This is a genomic window from Mesorhizobium sp. Primo-A, from assembly GCF_003997175.1.
Taxonomy (GTDB): Bacteria; Pseudomonadota; Alphaproteobacteria; order Rhizobiales; family Rhizobiaceae; genus Mesorhizobium; species Mesorhizobium ciceri.
Genome location: NZ_RZTG01000009.1, coordinates 66,135 through 83,093, shown reverse-complemented (window position 1 = coordinate 83,093; position 16,959 = coordinate 66,135). Strand labels below are relative to the sequence as shown.

Annotated in this window: 9 protein-coding genes and 1 pseudogene; 2 read left to right on the top strand and 8 right to left on the bottom strand. The window is 63.9% G+C overall.

The features are described from left to right. Positions 1-103 precede the first annotated feature (103 nt). From EOC83_RS17680 to EOC83_RS17645, 8 genes are all read right to left on the bottom strand, one after another. Positions 104-1,090 (bottom strand): sulfate ABC transporter substrate-binding protein, encoded by a 987-nt coding sequence (locus EOC83_RS17680; protein WP_013530872.1) that lies wholly within the window; start codon positions 1,088-1,090, stop codon positions 104-106. Between the two features lie 368 nt (positions 1,091-1,458). Further along, complete coding sequence (locus EOC83_RS17675; RefSeq protein ID WP_013530873.1) at positions 1,459-2,499, bottom strand: sulfate/molybdate ABC transporter ATP-binding protein; 1,041 nt, start codon at positions 2,497-2,499, stop codon at positions 1,459-1,461. 13 nt (positions 2,500-2,512) lie between these two features. Further along, a complete protein-coding gene (gene cysW, locus EOC83_RS17670; protein ID WP_013530874.1) occupies positions 2,513-3,397 on the bottom strand; it encodes a sulfate ABC transporter permease subunit CysW in 885 nt (294 codons plus the stop codon). Beyond that, positions 3,390-4,241: a sulfate ABC transporter permease subunit CysT gene (gene cysT, locus EOC83_RS17665; RefSeq protein WP_013530875.1), complete on the bottom strand. Its 852-nt coding sequence runs from the start codon at positions 4,239-4,241 to the stop codon at positions 3,390-3,392. The genes cysW and cysT overlap by 8 nt, the downstream gene beginning before the upstream one ends. 21 nt (positions 4,242-4,262) lie before the next feature. Continuing rightward, complete coding sequence (locus EOC83_RS17660; protein WP_013530876.1) at positions 4,263-5,288, bottom strand: sulfate ABC transporter substrate-binding protein; 1,026 nt, start codon at positions 5,286-5,288, stop codon at positions 4,263-4,265. 220 nt (positions 5,289-5,508) lie between these two features. Continuing rightward, the gene (locus EOC83_RS17655; protein WP_244514314.1) at positions 5,509-6,267 is read right to left on the bottom strand and encodes a M15 family metallopeptidase; all 759 of its coding nucleotides are present in this window, start codon (positions 6,265-6,267) and stop codon (positions 5,509-5,511) included. 206 nt (positions 6,268-6,473) lie between these two features. Further along, the gene (gene pbpC, locus EOC83_RS17650; RefSeq protein ID WP_063168514.1) at positions 6,474-8,555 is read right to left on the bottom strand and encodes a penicillin-binding protein 1C; all 2,082 of its coding nucleotides are present in this window, start codon (positions 8,553-8,555) and stop codon (positions 6,474-6,476) included. A gap of 174 nt (positions 8,556-8,729) precedes the next feature. Beyond that, on the bottom strand, positions 8,730-14,228 hold the full coding sequence (locus EOC83_RS17645; protein WP_063168513.1) for an alpha-2-macroglobulin family protein: 5,499 nt from the start codon (positions 14,226-14,228) through the stop codon (positions 8,730-8,732). Between the two features lie 272 nt (positions 14,229-14,500). On the opposite strand from EOC83_RS17645, the gene EOC83_RS17640 reads away from it, so the two are divergent. Further along, positions 14,501-16,429 (top strand): autotransporter assembly complex family protein, encoded by a 1,929-nt coding sequence (locus tag EOC83_RS17640; RefSeq protein WP_063168512.1) that lies wholly within the window; start codon positions 14,501-14,503, stop codon positions 16,427-16,429. A 3-nt stretch (positions 16,430-16,432) separates the two neighbouring features. Continuing rightward, positions 16,433-16,959 (top strand): annotated as a pseudogene (locus tag EOC83_RS33245) (hypothetical protein); the annotation flags it as partial.

Below are 16,959 nucleotides of genomic sequence, written 5' to 3'. Positions count from 1 at the left end.
TGAGAACGCGGATATTCCGCTGATAACCAGGTTATCGGCGTTCAAAAACGAAAAAAGCCGGCAGCGCGCCGGCTTTTTCGTCTGCTGTGCAGGTATCGCTGCCTCAGCGGCTGCCGTAGGTCTGGTCGAGCAGGCCGCCGGCGGCGAAATGCTCTTTCTGCACCTTGTCCCAGCCGCCGAAAACGTCTTCCACCGTCAGCAGCCGGACATCGGGGAAATCAGCCTTGTATTTCGCCGCCACAGCGGCGTCGCGGGCTCTGAGGCCGTTGCGGGCGGCGATGTCCTGGCCCTCCGGTGTGTAGAGGAAGTCGAGATAGGTCTTGGCCAGATCGCGCGTGCCGTGATCGTCGGCAACCTTGTCGACGATGGCGACCGGGAATTCGGCCAGCAGGCTGACCGAAGGCGTAACCTGCTCGAACTTGTCGTCGCCATACTCCTTGCGGATGCCGCGCGTCTCCGACTCGAAGGTGATCAGCACATCACCGATCTCGCGCTGCACGAAGGTGGTGGTCGCGGCGCGGCCGCCGGTGTCGAAGATCGGCACGTTGTTGAACAGCTTGGTGATGAACTCTTTCACCTTGGCGTCATCGCCCTTGAAGGCTTCCTTGGCGTAGGCGGTGGCCGCCAGATAGGTGTAGCGCGCATTGCCGGATGTTTTCGGGTTTGGGAAGATCACCTGCACGTCGTCGCGCACGAGATCGTTCCAGTCCTTGATGTGCTTGGGGTTGCCCGCGCGGACAAGGAACGAAGGCAGAGAATAGAAGGGCGAGGCATTGTCAGGGAAATCCTTCTGCCAGTCGGCCGAGACGAGGCCCTTCTTGACCAGGAAGTCGATGTCGATGACCTGGTTGAAGGTAACAACGTCGGCGCCAAGACCCTCGGCGATGGCGCGTGCCTGCGCCGAAGTGCCGGCATGCGACTGGTCGACGGTGACGCCCGGATGCTGGGCGATGAAAGCCTTGTTGACCTGCACGAACAGTTCGCGGCCGACATCATAGGATGCGTTGAGCAGTTTGTCGGCCGACCAGGCTTGGGAGGATGCAAGGAACAGGCCGGCGACGGTGGCAAGCCCGAGGAAAAATCGTTTCATGAAAACAGGCTCCGATGCAATGCGTTGATGGTCGGACCATAGCCGTGACGTATCATGCGCGACGAGGCATGCGCTCTCGGTTCGCGGCCTCGTCGTGGGAAAATATATCGCCTAAGTTGGCACCTGTTGGAATTCTGTTCCAGGAGATGGCTACCTTCGTCGGAGTTTTTCTGCGCCTTGTTTGCGGTGCTGCATGGCATATACAAAAGGCATATACAAAGAGCTGCCGCCATGCCCCAGAACCGTCATTCAACGCCGCCCAAGGAGGCGAAGCTGTTTCGCAACAACCGCAGCCCAACACGGGAGAGTTCACCCGGATCAGGAATCTGAAGGTCGAAAACCGGTTGGCGTAGCGCTTGAGCCGAGAATCAAGCCGCCGGAAAAAGCTTCCAGCGGCCGGGGCGGAACGCCACCCGGCTTTTTTGCGCCGCGGGATGATCGACCGGCAACTCGATTTCGACCCGCTGACGCTCACCACCGATTTCAAGCTCGACCCGGCGCGTGCCGGCGACGCGCCGGCTGGCGGCGACCGTGCCGGCGATGCAGCCGCTGCAGCCGTCCAGCAATTCGACATCGTGCGGGCGGAAGTAGAGCGTCGCATCGCCCGAGGGCTCGTTGGGCGCGGCAAGCCCGATCGGACGGTCGGCGAGCCAGATCTCGCCATTCTCGACTTTGACGGGAAGCGAGCTCGATTCACCGATGAAGCCGTAGACGAAGGGCGAGTTCGGCGTGTCGTAGATGTCGTCGGCGGTGCCGACCTGCTCGATGCGACCCTGGCTCATCACCACGACGCGGTCGGCAAGCTCCAGCGCCTCTTCCTGGTCGTGGGTGACGAAGACGGTGGTGTGGCCGGTGGCGTCATGGATTTCGCGCAGCCAGCGGCGCAATTCCCGGCGCACCTGCGCGTCAAGCGCGCCGAACGGTTCGTCGAGCAGCAGCACCTTGGGTTCGATGGCCATGGCGCGCGCCAGCGCCACGCGCTGCCGCTGGCCGCCGGAAAGCTGCGCCGGATAGCGCTTTTCCAGCCCCGACAGCTGGACAAGGTCTAGAAGCTCGGAGGCGCGGCGGCGGATCTCCTGCGCCGGCGGGCGCGACGGCCCGTGCCGGACCTTCAGGCCGAAGCCGATATTGTCGGCCACCGTCATGTGCCGGAACAGCGCATAGTGCTGGAAGACAAAGCCGACATTGCGATCCTGGATCGACTTGTGCGAGGCGTCCTCGTCGCCGAAGAAGATGTTTCCGCGCGTCGGCCGCTCCAGTCCGGCGATCAGCCTGAGCAGCGTCGTCTTGCCGGAGCCGGACGGCCCCAGCAACGCGATCAGTTCGCCCGACTTGATATCGAGCGACACGTCGTGGAGGGCCGGAAACCGGTCAAACTCCTTGCGCACGTTGGCAACGCGAACTTCCATGCAAATCCCTCTGTCAGTGTCCGCGCGTCGCGGCGATCTCGGCGCCGTAGCGCATCTCGAGAAGTGTTTTCAAGACCAGCGTGACGAGCGCCAGGCCCGCAAGCAATGAAGCGACGGCGAAGGCGCCGACGGCGTTGTACTCGTTATAGAGGATTTCGACATGCAGCGGCATGGTGTTGGTCAGGCCGCGTATATGGCCCGACACCACCGAGACTGCGCCGAACTCGCCCATGGCGCGCGCATTGCACAGGAGCACGCCGTAGAGCAGCCCCCATTTGACGTTGGGCAAGGTCACGTACCAGAAGGTCTGCCAACCATTGGCGCCAAGCGAAAGCGCTGCCTCCTCGTCGCCATTGCCTTGCTCCTGCATCAGCGGGATCAACTCGCGGGCGACGAAGGGGAAGGTGACGAAGATTGTGGCCAGCACGATGCCCGGCACGGCAAACAGGATGACGATGCCGTGCGCTTTCAGCCAGGTGCCGAGCAGCCCCTGGGCGCCGAATAGAAGCACATAGACGAGGCCCGATATGACCGGGGAGACCGAGAAGGGAAGGTCGATCAGCGTGGTCAGGAAGGCCTTGCCCTTGAACTCGAACTTGGCGATCGCCCAGGCGGCGGAGATGCCGAACACAATGTTGAGCGGTACCGAGATCGCGGCGACCAGCAGCGTCAGCCGGATCGCCGAGCGTGTGTCGGGATTGCCGAGCGCTTCGGTGTAGGCACCGATGCCCTTGGCGAAGGCTTCGTTGAAGACGATGATCAGCGGCAAGAGCAGGAAAATGCCGAGGAAGGCAAAGGCGACGGCCATCAGGGCCAGACGCGCCGGGCGGCTTTCCGTGACCGCCGCCGACTGGCTTTCATGGTGCGGTTCGTAAGATTTGATCTCCGGATCAGCCATAGCGCTTGCGGCTCCACGACTGTGCGAGATTGACGACCAAAAGCATGATGAATGACAGGGCGAGCATGATCGCCGCAATCGCGGTTGCCGCCGGGTAATTATATTCCTCCAGCCGGATGACGATCAGCAGCGGCGCGATCTCTGATTTGTAGGGCAAGTTGCCGGCGATGAAGATGACCGAGCCGTATTCGCCGACGCCGCGCGCGAAGGCGAGCGCGAAGCCGGTGACGATGGCCGGCGCCAGGCCCGGAAACAGGATGCGGGTGATGATCTGGAAACGATTGGCGCCAAGGGTGGCCGCGGCTTCCTCCACTTCCTTGTCGATCTCCTCCATGATCGGCTGCACGGTGCGCACGACGAAGGGCAGGCCGATGAAGATCAGCGCGATGACGATACCGAGCGGGGTATAGGCGACCTTGATGCCGAGCGGCATCAGCAATTTGCCGATCCAGCCGTTCGGCGCGTAGAGCGTGGTCAGCGCGATGCCGGCCACAGCCGTCGGCAAGGCGAAGGGCAGATCGACCATGGCATCGACGATGCGGCGGCCGGGGAAGCGGTAACGCACCAGCACCCATGCGACCAGCGTGCCGAAGACGACGTTGACAGCAGCCGCGACGAAGGCAGTGCCGAAGCTGATTCTCAGCGCATTGATGGTGCGGCGATCGGTGGCGATCGCCCAGAATTCAGGCCAGCCAAGGGCGGCCGAGCGCCAGAGCAGCCCGGATAGCGGGATGAGGATGATGAGGGTGAGGTAGGCAAGCGAGAAGCCGAGCGTCAATCCGAAACCCGGAATGACGCTCGGCTGCCTGAATCGCCACCCCGCCTGGGCGGGTGCTGTGGTCATGTCGTCCTGAATATCGACTGCTTACTGGGGCTTGTAGATCTGGTCGAATATACCACCATCGCCGAAATGATAAGGCTGTGCTTTTTTCCAGCCACCAAACTGTGGATCGTCGATGGTTACAAGTTTGATCGGCGGCAGCTTGGCGAGGTCCTCGGCCGGCACCAGATCGGGCTTGGCAGGACGATAATGGTTCTTGGCGATGATCGTCTGCGCTTCCTTGGAATAGAGCCAGCTCAGATAGGCTTCGGCGATCTTGCGCGTGCCCTTGGCATCGACATTGGCGTCGACCACCGCCACCGGCGGTTCTGCCAGGATGGAGGTCGGCGGGTAGACGATGTCGAAATTGTCGGCGCCGAACTCGTCGAGCGCCAGATAGGCCTCGTTTTCCCAGGCGATAAGCACATCGCCGAGACCCTTTTGCGCGAAGGTCACGGTCGAGCCGCGCGCGCCGGTGTCGAGCACCGGGGCATTGGCGTAGAGCTTGCCGACGAACTCCTTGGTCTTGGTCTCGTCGCCGCCGTCATTGGCGTTGGCGTAGGCCCATGCGGCGAGATAGTTCCAGCGCGCGCCGCCGGACGTCTTGGGATTGGGCGTGATCACCTGGACACCGTCCTTGACGAGGTCGCTCCAGTCGTGAATGCCCTTGGGATTGCCCTTGCGCACGAGGAAGATGATGGTCGAGGTGTAGGGCGCCGAATTGTTTTCGAATTTGGTGCGCCAGTCCGGATTGATCTTCTTCGACTTCGAGACGATGGCATTGATGTCGCCTTCGAGTGCCAGCGTCACCACATCGGCGTCGAGGCCGTCGATCACGGCGCGGGCCTGGGCGCCCGATCCGCCATGCGACTGCTGGACGGTGACCGTCTCTCCGGTCTCGGCCTTCCAATGGGCGACGAAAGCTTCGTCATAGGCCTTGTAGAGCTCGCGTGTCGGATCGTAGGAGACGTTGAGAATGGTGGTATCGGCAAACGCGAAACCGAGCGTGCCGAACTGGACAGATGTGGCGACCAGTGCGCCGAGCAGTTTCCTGAAATGAGGTTTGGTCATTTCTGCCTCCGTTGAACCTGCGCCAAATCTACCGAATTGGTAGAAATTAGGTGCATTCAATGTTGCCTTTTTTGCCCCTCTTGAGAAAATGTTCGGCGCCATTTCGTCCTTTGGAGAAATATTTTCCTCTTGCGGCCAAAGGAAGAATCCATGGCCCTGCCACTCAGCCTATCTAGCAATGGGTAGTGCCGAGGCAAGGTGTGGAATTTGATCCGGTGCCTCAATCGGCGGTGATGGGAAAGTCGAAACGCTGTTTGGCGAACGGTTCGCTTTTCAGCGTGAAGTGCCACCATTCCCTTGCATAGTTCTTGAAGCCGCCCGCGCGCATGGCTTCGACAAGCATCTTGCGATTTGCCGCCGCTTCACTGGCAGGGCCGCGGTATGCGGTTTCGCTCATTGAATCAAAGCAGTCGAAACCGGTACCGAAATCGAGCGTGTCGGCATCCCCGGTGCCGCAGGCCGGGTTCGGGCTGGACCTGCGGTCCATCTGGGCGACGGCGACGTCGACGGTCGAGCCACGTGAATGAGTCGACAACTCTCCGACATAGCCCTTGGCGATCAGGTCGCTGCGCCTGACCTCCGGATACCATTGCGGATCGGGCGGCCCGCCCTGTTTTGTCCATTCGCCCATGTCGGCGACGGCGCGGGCAGGGCGGTAGCAATCGAACACCACCAGGGTCAGGCGTTTGGCCGCGATCGCTTTCTGGACAGCGGAGAGTGCCTTCGCCGCATCCTCGGTGAGGATGCAGACCGGGGCGCCATAGCCGTTCACCTTGCGGTGCAGAAAATTATCCGATCCGGCGTAGCGGATGTCCTGGCGGATCGAGGGGTCGACATCGGCGAGCCGGACAAAGCCGGCGGGGAGTGGGTCAGCGAGAGCAGGGAGGGTGATTGCCGTGACAAGGATTGTTGCTGCCAGTGCTGAGGCTGCCGACAGGAAAGGATCGCGCGAGGCACCCCCCTCTGCCTTGCCAGGCATCTCCCCCGCAAGGGGGGAGATTGTCAGCTTTGGCGTCCTGCTCCACCATTGATAACTGGCGAAAGCGGCAAGGACATCCGATCGCCCTCCTTGCGGGGGAGATCGCCGGCAGGCCAGAGGGGGGTGCCTCGGAACAGGCATGGGTGAAGTATCCCGCTATCCGCTGAGCCTGTGGAAAGCCAATTCCACGAATCGCTTGCAGCCGTCTATTCGACAAACACCTTCACGCTCGCCGCGCGTCCCGCGGCGTCGATGACGGTCAGCGTCGAATAGCCGGCGCCGTCGGGCTGCCAGGTCGCGGTGCGGCGACGGTCGATGCCCACCAGCGGCTTGCCGTTGGCGAGCCAGCGGAACGGCGCACGGCCGCCTTGCAGCTTCAGCACCAGCGGCGAGGCGTCGACCGAATTGGTGCCGAGATCGACGCGGGCGCCGTCGGGCGGGAAGATGATGGTCGGTGCGGGTTCGGTCACTGTCGCCTGCACCAGGCCGTCCGCCCCGGCGCCGAAGCGGGCGAGCGTCACCGGCAGGTCCTCGCGCCTGGGGCTGAACAGTCCGGGCGGCTTGCCCGGCAAGGGGACGGTGGCCAGGCCCGAGCGGACAAAACCCTCGAACAGGATGGGAGCGGCCGAGACATAACCGGACAGTCCGGGCACCGCGCCGGCGTCGGGACGGCCGACCCAGACACCGAGCACATAGCGGCCGTCGAAGCCGACCGACCACGCGTCGCGGTAGCCGTAGGACGTGCCGGTCTTGTAGGCAATGCCGCGCTGCAGGGCACCCTCGGGCGGCTTGACGCCCGACAGTATGTCGATGATCTGCCAGTTGGCCTGACCGTCGAGGATGGTGGCGCTGGTGCGCTCGGCATTGGCCGGCTCGGTGCCGTCATGCAGCGTGTGCGTCTTGCCGCCATTGGCGAGCCCTGTGTAGAGCTGGGCGAGGTCGCGCAGCGTGACGCCTACGCCGCCAAGGCCGATGGCCAGGCCCGGCGCCTCGTTGACCGGCAGTATGGGGCTGACGCCGGCCTGGCGGAAGCGCGCCATCAGCCGCGTTGGCCCGACCGCGTCGAGCACGCGGATCGCCGGCACGTTGAGCGACAGTTGCAGGGCTTGCCGGATGCTGACATCGCCCTGGTAGCCCATGTCGAAATTCTTCGGCCGGTAGCCGGAGAAATCGACAGGGCTGTCATCGATCAGCGTCTCCTGCGCCACCAGGCCCTGTTCGAAGGCAAGACCGTAGATGAACGGCTTCAGCGTCGAGCCGGGCGAGCGGACGATCTTTGTCATGTCGATCCAGCCGGAGCGGCTGGCGTCGAAGAAATTGGCCGAGCCGACTTCGCCAAGGATGTCGCCGGTGCGGGAGTCGGCCAGCACCATGGCGACCGACAGGCGAGGGCCGAGCTTGGTGGCCGCGTCCCTCGCCACCTGTTCCAGCCCCTCCTGGACGCTCTTGCGGATCGTCAGTTGCAAGGGCTGGCCGGGGACGGCCTTGGGCAACATCGCATAGGCGGCGTGCGCGGCGAGCGCCGGCAGCGTGCGGCGCAGGTCCGAGACATCGTCGAGGGCGGCCCGTGCGGCCTCGCGCTCGCCGAGCAGGCGGGAGGAGACCATTCGGGTCAGCACCCGGTCGCGGGCGGCGTGGGCGATCTTCAAATTGCGGTCGGGCCGACGCTTTTCCGGCAGCTGCGGCAGAGCGACGAGCAGGGCGGATTCGGAAACGGTGAGCCGTTTCGGCTCCTTGCCGAAATAGGCCAGCGAGGCGGCGCGCACGCCTTCCAGATTGCCGCCATAAGGCGCCAGCGTGAGGTAGCGTTCGAGGATTTCGCGTTTCGACAGCCGCCGTTCGATCTGGATGGCGCGCAGCATCTGCTTGATCTTGGAGCCGAGGCTGCGGCTTTCGCGCGGCTCGATCAGCCGGGCAAGCTGCATCGAAAGCGTCGAGCCGCCGGAAACGATGTGGCCGCTGGTGGCGAACTGGCCGGCGGCGCGCGCCAGCGCCAGCACGTCGACGCCCTCATGATCCCAGAAACGTTTGTCTTCATAGGTGACCAGCATGTCGACGAATTGCTTGTCGACCTGGTCGAGCCGGGTTTCGAGCCGCCAGTAGCCGTCCGGCGTGGCGAAGGCGCGCAACAACTGGCCATCGCGGTCCTGGACTTCGGTGGAGACCGTGAGTTCGGCTGGAAGCGGGGGCGGGAAGGCGCGGTCGAGTTCCCAGAGGGACGCGGCGGAAAGGGCGAGGATGCCGGCGCACCCTGCCGCTCCAACAGCGAATTTGCGAAGCATCTTCATGGCAGTAAAGATGCCCCCTCATCCGGCCGCTTCGCGGCCGCCTTCCCTCCGGTGGGGAGAAGAGACTGGCGCCAGCGCTGGCCGTCTCCTCTCCCCTCGGGGAGAGGTCGACCGAGCGAAGCGGAGGGCGGGTGAGGGGGCACTTTGCTCATCGCGTCCATCACCATCAGCGCCTTACGGCGCCTTGATCTCCATCATGCCGGTGGCGGTGCGGGCCGAGTATTGCGGCCGATACATGTCTTCCACCGTTGCCGCGGGGTGCGCATAGGTACCCGGCGTCACGGCGCGCACGACATAGGCGAGGGTCAGATTGTGGTCGTGGTCGCCGTCGGCCGGGTTGAATGCCGCGACGAAACGGTCGTCGCGGAATTCGAGATGGGCCGCATCGGTCTGCGCCAGCCACGAGAAGTTCGTCAACTGGGCGCTGGAGACCAGGCCGGGATTGTCGATCTCGAAGCCGGCCGGCAACAGGTCGGTGACCAGCAGGCGCGATGGCCATGTGTTCTGCTCGTTGACTTTGAGCACGACGACATAGCGTTCGTTCTGCGTCGCTTCGGTGACATTGGCCTCGGTGCCGTCGAGCTTGTAGTAGGTGCGGCTGATGGTGAAGCCATCGCCGCCGGCCGGCAGGGGCTGGACCGGCGACGCCACCGTGGTGACGACGGCCTGCAGCGGGGTCTTGCCGGTGTTGGCGATGGTCAGCGGGCTTTCGACAAGGTCAGAGCCTTCGACCTGGTCGGAGTAGCCGCCGGAATGTGCCGCGCCATTGACGGTCAGCGTGATCGTATCATTGCCTTCTTTCAGCGCGCGGGCCGCCAGCAGCATCCAGGATTCGTCCTGGGTGCTGGTCCAGCGGGCTTCGGCGCGTTCCCTGGTCACCAGCCTGATCAGCTCCGGCACGATTGTCGGTACCGGCTTGGATTCCGCCGCCAACGCCAGCATCGCCGCGCCATCACGCAGCCGCGAACCGTAGTCGGAGCGGTAGTAGTCGTAGTCGGTGGTCGACTTGGCCAACTGCAGGGCAGTCTTGAACGTCGATTCCGCACGCGGTGTATCGCCGTAGAGCGCCAGGCTTGCCGCCAGCTGGGCAACGGCCATCGGGCTGGAAAAAGCTTCGAGTTGCGTGTCCGCATAGTAGCGCAGGTCGCCGATCGAGGCCTTCTTGTTGCGGGCCAGAACGTAGAGGGCGTAGGCGATCTCGCTGCCCCGGTCCTGGACGCTCTGGTCGTAGCCGAGTGAGTTCTGCAGGTTGCTGAGCGCCTGGTTCATGGCCAGGCTCGGCACGTCGTATTTCTGCTCGCGCGCCCTGGTCAGGAAGTCGGTGACATAGGCATCGAGCCACAGATCGCCGGAGCCCGGCCCCCACAGGCCGAAGCTGCCGCCCGAGGCCTGATAGCTCAGAACCTTGTAGATGGCGTCCTGAATGCGGCCATGGATATCTGGATCGCTGGCCATGCCGATGCCTGACGCCAATTCATTGACGTAGAGAAGCGGCATGGCGCGGCTGGTGGTCTGCTCGGCGCACCCATAGGGGTAGCGGTCGAGCGTCATCAGCAGCGAAGGCACGTCGAAGGCGGCAGCCTGCGAAACGCCGACGCTGACAGAGGCGCCGTCGAGCAGGCTTGCCGCGAGCAGCTCCTTGTCGACGCGAAGCGCGCCGCCATCGCCCTTGAGGTCGACCACCAGGCGGGTGGTGACCGGTAATTGCGCCGGGCGCACCGGCACATAGAGCGTCTGCTCGACCTTGGTGCCGTCGGCATGGGCAAGCTTGATGGTGAGCGAGGCATTGCCGGCCGTCTGAGCGATCAGCGGCACGGTTAGCGTCTGGCGCTTGCCCTGGGCGAGCGTCAGCTTCTGGGGCAGGGGCTTGTCGCCCGTCGACAGGTCGCCCGTCGTTTCGATCGAGAACGCATAGTCGCCGGCCGGACCATCGGTGTCGGCGACGTCGAGGCGCATAACGGCGGCGTCACCAGGCGCCAGGAAGCGCGGCAGGCCGGCGGTGATGACCACGGGATCGCGCACGATCACGTCGGACTGGGCGTGGCCGACCGCGTCCTTGGTCCAGGCGACGGCCATGACGCGCACGGTGCCGTTGAACTGCGGGATGTCGAAGTCGACCCGCGCCTTGCCGTCGGCGTCAAGCTCGACGACGCCGGAAAAGAAGGCGACAAGCTTTTCGGTCGGCGGGCTGCCTTGCGCCTGCATGTTGGCGCCGTCGCCGCCGGTCCTGAGCTTGCCGGCGTTGCCCAGAGAACCGTCGATCAGGCGACCGTAGATGTCGCGGATTTCCATGCCCAGCATGCGCTGGCCGAAGAACCAGTTCTCCGGATCCGGCGCCTTGTAGCTGGTCAGATTGAGGATGCCGACATCGACGGCGGCAACCATGACATAGGCATTGCTGCCCGGCTGCACGCCGGCGACCGAAACCGGGATCGACAGCTGCTGGCGCGGCATGGTCTTGTCCGGTGGCGTCAAGGTGATGGCGAGCTTCTTCGAACCCGGATCGACCTTCAGCCATTTCACGCCGATGGCGCGGGCCGGCATGCGCGTCTCCTGCGCATCGCCCGGCCGGAACAGGGTTGCGGTGACATAGGCGCCGGCGCCCCAGTCGTCGCCGACCGGAATGTCGACGGTGCTGCCGCCGGCCGGCACTGACGCCGTGATGGTCTTCAACAGCTTGTCGGAGCCGATGTTGATCAAGAGTTCGCCGGCAAAATGCGGCGAGATTTTCAGCTTGGCCACTTCGCCGGCGGCATAATTGTCCTTGTCGAGGGCGATTTCGAGGCCGTCAGGCGTTTCGGTGGTGGTCGAGGAGACATACCAGCCGGCGTCGAACTCGTAGCTGGTCGCCGGTCCTTCCGGATCGGCGGTTTCAACCTCGAGCCTGTACTGACCCCAATCGACCGGCACGGAGACCGTTGCGTCGCCGTCGGCGTTGAGGTCGACCTGGCCGTTGGCGATCGACTTGGTGAAGGTCACCGGCTCGTAATTCCACGAATTGTTGGAGCGGTACCACTGGTAATTGCGTTCGACCTTGACCAGCGTCCATTGCGCGCCTTTCAGCGCCTCACGCTTGCCGTCGGGATCGACGGCGATCAGGCTGAACTTGGCCGTGCCGCCCTGCGGCACTTCATTGTCGGCGAAATCCGGACGAATGCCGATCATATGGCCCTGCGGGCGGATGCCGATGTTGAGCGAGCGCTCGATGGCGCGGCCGCCGGTTTCACGCATCCTGACCGTCACCTTGGCGTCGACCAGCTTGGTGGTCGAGGGCAGTTGGTCGACGGAGACCGGGAAGGTCGCCTTGCCGTCATCGCCAACCACCGGCAGATCGGCGAGGGGGGTGACCGTGGGTTCGGCCGACTGCTCGTCGGCGAGACCGAAGGAAAAGCCCTGGAAACGGTCCCAGTCGCGCGAAGTCGACAGCGTCAGCTCGCCTTCCAGCGCCAAGCCTGCTGCCGGCGCGCCATAGAGGAAGCGGCCGTCAATGTCGATGTTGGCGGTTTCGCCCTGGGCGATTTCCTGCTTGTCGGCCTTCATGTCGAATTCGATGCGATCCGGCACGAAATCCTCGACCAGGAACATCTGGCTGGCCACCGCGGGCTGCTTGGGATCGGTGTAGATCGACACCGACCAGGTGCCTCGCATGGCGTTGGGGGCGAGCGGCAGGTCGACGGCATGGCCGCCGGCCGATGCGCCGTCGCTGACGATACGGCGGTCCTCGACGCCGTCGGGGCGCGAGAAGATGAAGGTCAACGGCAGGTTTTCGACCGCCTTGGCGGCACCGTCGCGAGCAAGTGCGGCGACATGAACATCCTCGCCGGCGCGGTAGATACCGCGTTCGGTCCAGGCATAGACGTCGAGCGCACCTGGCGCCGCGCGCCCGGTGACGCCGCGGTCGGACAGGTCGAAGCCGGCCCGGCCCATGTCGAGGAAGACGAAGTCATTGTCGCCCTGCTTGGCCATCAGCACGGCCGGCACCATGCCGCCGTCGCCGCGCGTCAGGCCGGGGTTGAAGACGGCATGGCCGTCGGCATCCGACGTCGCCGTGCCCAGAACCTCATTGTTCCTGGCGACCAGCGTCAGTTCGGCGCCGGCGATCGGCTTGGCGCTGCCCAGCGAACGGGCAAAGACATTGAGCCCGTCCTGACCGGTATAGGTCGACAGGCCGATGTCGGAGACGACGAACCATTGCGTGGCCATCGAGTTGTAGTCGTCGCTCTTGTTGTTGACGGCCTGGGCGGTCAGCACGTAGACGCCGGGCTTGCGCTGCGGCACCGCCTCGTCGACCGGGAAGGAGGTGGTGACCTCCTTGTTGAGGTCATTGGCGATGTCGAGCTGGCCTTGCCAGACCGGCGCGCCCATCTGCTCGGAAATGTTGGAGATGTCATAGCCGTCCAGCTGGTGCAGGAACTGGTAGCCCGACAGAAGCTGTGCCAGCGAACGATCGCCGATGCGATAGAGCTTCATCTCGGCGGCGTTCATGTTGACGGTAACGATCGGAATACCGCGGCGCGCGCCGGCCGGCAGCACGAAGCTATCACCGGTGAAGCGGGCGGACGGTGCGCGGTCCTGGACATAGATCGACAGCACCACGGGTGCCGCGGTCACTTCGCCGATTGCCGCCGGCAGGCCGGCGCGGAAGGTGACGTCGTAGTGCTGGCCATGCTCCAGCCCTTCGACGCAGATCTGCTTGTCCTTGGCCTCGACGCCCTTGGGCGGTGCATTGTCGACGGTGACGAATTGCGCGTAATCGACGCCGGTCTTGACCAGATCTTCGGAGAATTGCGCGCAGATGCGCGGCGCGCTGGTGTCGGCGTCGATGGTGTGGTCGATAACGCGGAAACCCTTGCGCGCCTTCAGATCGGCATAGTCGGCCTGGACCGCCGGCGACGGGTTCAGGGCAAGGCTCGCCTCATAGGCCTGTAGCGCCGGCCGGTAGAGATCGCGCTTGTCGAGGCCGTTGCCGAGCAGCGCCAGCACTTCGGCGCGCGTCTTGGTGGTGCGCAGTAGTTTATAGGCATTGAATGCGGCCGAAGTGCCGTTCGTCGGCAAAGTGGAAGCTTCGGATGTGCTGGCGGCGGGCTGCACGGCCAGCGTTTCACGCGCCAGGTTGAGCCAGAGCTGGCCATCATCGGGCAGTACCGAGACAGCGGCCTCGTATTTCAGCATGGCGGAGCGGTGGTCGCCGGTCAGCACGGCCTGTTCGGCGGCACTCAGCAAGGCAGCCATGCCTTCTGTCGGCTTGTCATAGGCCGGGCCGAGCAGCTTGTTGCGGTATTGCTGGGCCTGGTCGGCCATCCAGTTGGGGAAAAAGGCGAGTTCCGGCGGCGCGCCGATATCAGGATCGCCATCGATGTTGACGACCTTGCCGGCGACCGCGCCGTTGAAGGTTTTCAACTGGTTGTAGTCGGATTTGAGGAAGCACCATTTGGCTTTTTTATTGTAGGTGAAGGCGCGGCAGGCCGGGTCTCCCAGGCATGTCGTCTTGCACTGGTCGATTGTCACATTCTGGTCGGACCTGAGATCAAAACCGAAATAATCGGAATTGTCCGTTGTCGCGATACGCCGGGCCTCGGCCGCCTGCGAGACGCTGCTCCAGGCCAGGACATTGGCCCAGGCAAAAAACAGGAGAATCAGAATCGAAAGACCACGAGCCGCGCGCATTGCCATAACACCCCTCCAGACACAGCTGACGTCCGGGCATGATCAAGCTTCAGTCAGGCTTGTCAACACAAGGACGCGGCAGGGTTCCGCCTGCCAACGGTTTCCTTTCCGGTCGATGACCGGTAGTACCTCCATAGGACAGGGGATCACGCTTTCTTGCGGCGACGCAAAAGGTGTGAATTCCAAGCCCGTCCTATTTCAGACAATTGGATTGTGGCCCCTTTACGAGCGCTTCAGAACTTCATTCCAATTTTAGTTTTGTAACCTAGGTTGTCTTAATGCCGGCGCATGAAGAGCAGATGTCAGGAGGTCGCGCGCCAGGGCGTGCGCTTCCGCGCGCCCTGCTGCTGGCCATGATGTGCTCGACCGTGCTCGTCGCCGAATCGTCCCCGGCGGCCGCTTTCGAGCTTTTCGGCATCAAGCTGTGGGGATCGTCCAGCGACGAGGATGCCGACATCGTCGATCCGCTGCGCTACGCCGTGACCATCAATGCCCCCGATGCCGACAAGAACCTGGTCAAGAAGCTCGAAAATGCCTCGGCGCTGAAGAGCGACGAGGAGCGTCCGGTTTCAGGCTCGCTCGGGCTGATGGCCAAGGCGCGCAGCGACCGCGAACAGCTTGTCGCCGCGCTCTATGCCGATGCCCGCTACGAAGGCGTCGTCACCGTCACCATCGACGGCAAGCCGCTCGACGATTTGCCGCCGGATGCCGAATTCAAGGGTCCGCAGCCGGTTCCCGTGGCGATCGACATTGCTACCGGGCCGAAATTCACCTTGGGCAATATCAGGCTGCAAGGCGACGCGGCAGGACTGATGAGCGCCGATTATGGCCTGATATCAGGCGGCGACGCCGGATCCGGCGCAGTGCTCAAGGCCGAGGCGCTGATCGTGCGGACGCTGAAGGAGCAAGGCAGGCCGCTGGCAGAGGTGACGGACCGCCAGATCGTCGCCGACCATGCCACCTCGACGCTCGACGTGACGCTGACGGTCGCCGCCGGACCGGTCGCCGGCTATGGCCCGACCACCGTGGAAGGCACCGAGAAGGTCGACCGCGACTTCACCGAATACATGACCGGCCTCAAGCGCGGCCGGCAATACTCGCCGCAAGAGATCGACGATGCGCGCGACCGGTTGCTGGCGCTCGAGGTCTTCAACAGCGTGACGTTCAAGGAAGCCGACACGCTCGATGCCGACGGCAACATTCCGATCGGCGTCCAGGTCAGCGAGCGCAAGCCACGCTATTTCGGCGTCGGCGGCACTTTTTCCAACACCGAGGGGCTGGGCCTTGAGGGCTATTGGGGCCACCGCAATTTGTTCGGCCGGGCCGAGAAGCTGCGCATCGATGGCAAGATCAGCGGCATCGGCAGCAACGATCTCGGCGAACTCAACTACAATGCCGGCATCATGTTCGAGAAACCCGGTGTGATCGGACCGGCATCGAAGTTCTTCGCCAGCGTCAAGACGGTGCTCGAACATCCTGATGCCTATGACCATTTCTCGATCAAGGGCAGCACCGGACTGTCCTACGAACTGACCAAGAAGCAGACGGTTTCCGCCGAGGTGGCGCTCGACTATTCCCGCATCCACGACGCTTTCGGCAAGCACAAATACCTGATCGCCAGCATTCCGCTGCAATATGTCTACGACAACAGGGACAACCGCCTGAACCCGACCAGCGGCTTTCGGGTGCTGGCCTATGCCGAGCCGAGCTACGACATTTTGAATGGTGCGGCCTTCCTGAAGCTGAGGGGCGAAGGGTCGGCCTATCAGTCGCTGGATTCGGCTTCCAAGTTCGTGCTGGCCGAACGTGTCGCCATCGGTTCGATCGTGGGCACCGGGCTTCAGAATGTGCCGGCCGACCGGCGCTTCTATTCCGGCGGCGGCGGTTCGGTGCGCGGCTACGCCTATCAGGGCATCGGTCCGAAGGATTTCACCGGCCAGCCGATCGGCGGCCTGTCCTTCTTCGAAACCTCGGTCGAGATGCGCATCGCCATCACCGACACGATCGGCATCGTGCCGTTCGTCGATGCCGGCACCGTGTCGACCAAATCGGTTCCCGATTTCTCCGATGTCAAGGTCGGCGCCGGCGTCGGCCTGCGCTATGTCACGCCGTTCGGGCCGCTGCGCATCGACGCGGCCGTGCCGCTCAACCGCGATCCGGGCGATCCGCATTTCGGCATCTATGCCGGCATCGGACAGGCATTCTGAGCGATGAAAACAGTCTGGCGCATCCTCCGCATTGTTCTCTACACCCTGCTGATCGTGATTGCGGGAGCGATCGGCGCGCTGGTGGTGCTAACCAAGACCGAGCGCGGCCGCGACAATCTCGCCGGCATCATTTCGCGGCTGGCATCGACCGACGACCGCAAGATCACGGTCAGCGGCATAGACGGCATCTGGTCGGGAGCCCTCAGCGTCGACCATGTCGTGCTGGAGGATCGCGAGGGTGCCTGGCTGGTGGCGCGCAAGGTGGCCGTCGACTGGTCGCCGCTGGCGCTGCTGTCGAAAAACTTCAGCGCCGACCGCATCGCTGCCGAGCGCATAGAACTCGCCCGGTTGCCGGTGGCCAGCACGCAGCCGGCGCCGAGCGGCGGCACGACGACGCTGCCGGTTTCCATCGACATCAAGCAGATCGACCTGCCCGAGATCGCGCTTGGCCAGCAACTGGCCGGCAGCGGCATCGCCGAACTTGCCGCCAGGGGCATGCTCAAGGCCGACGCCGCGCCGCTGGCGGTCGA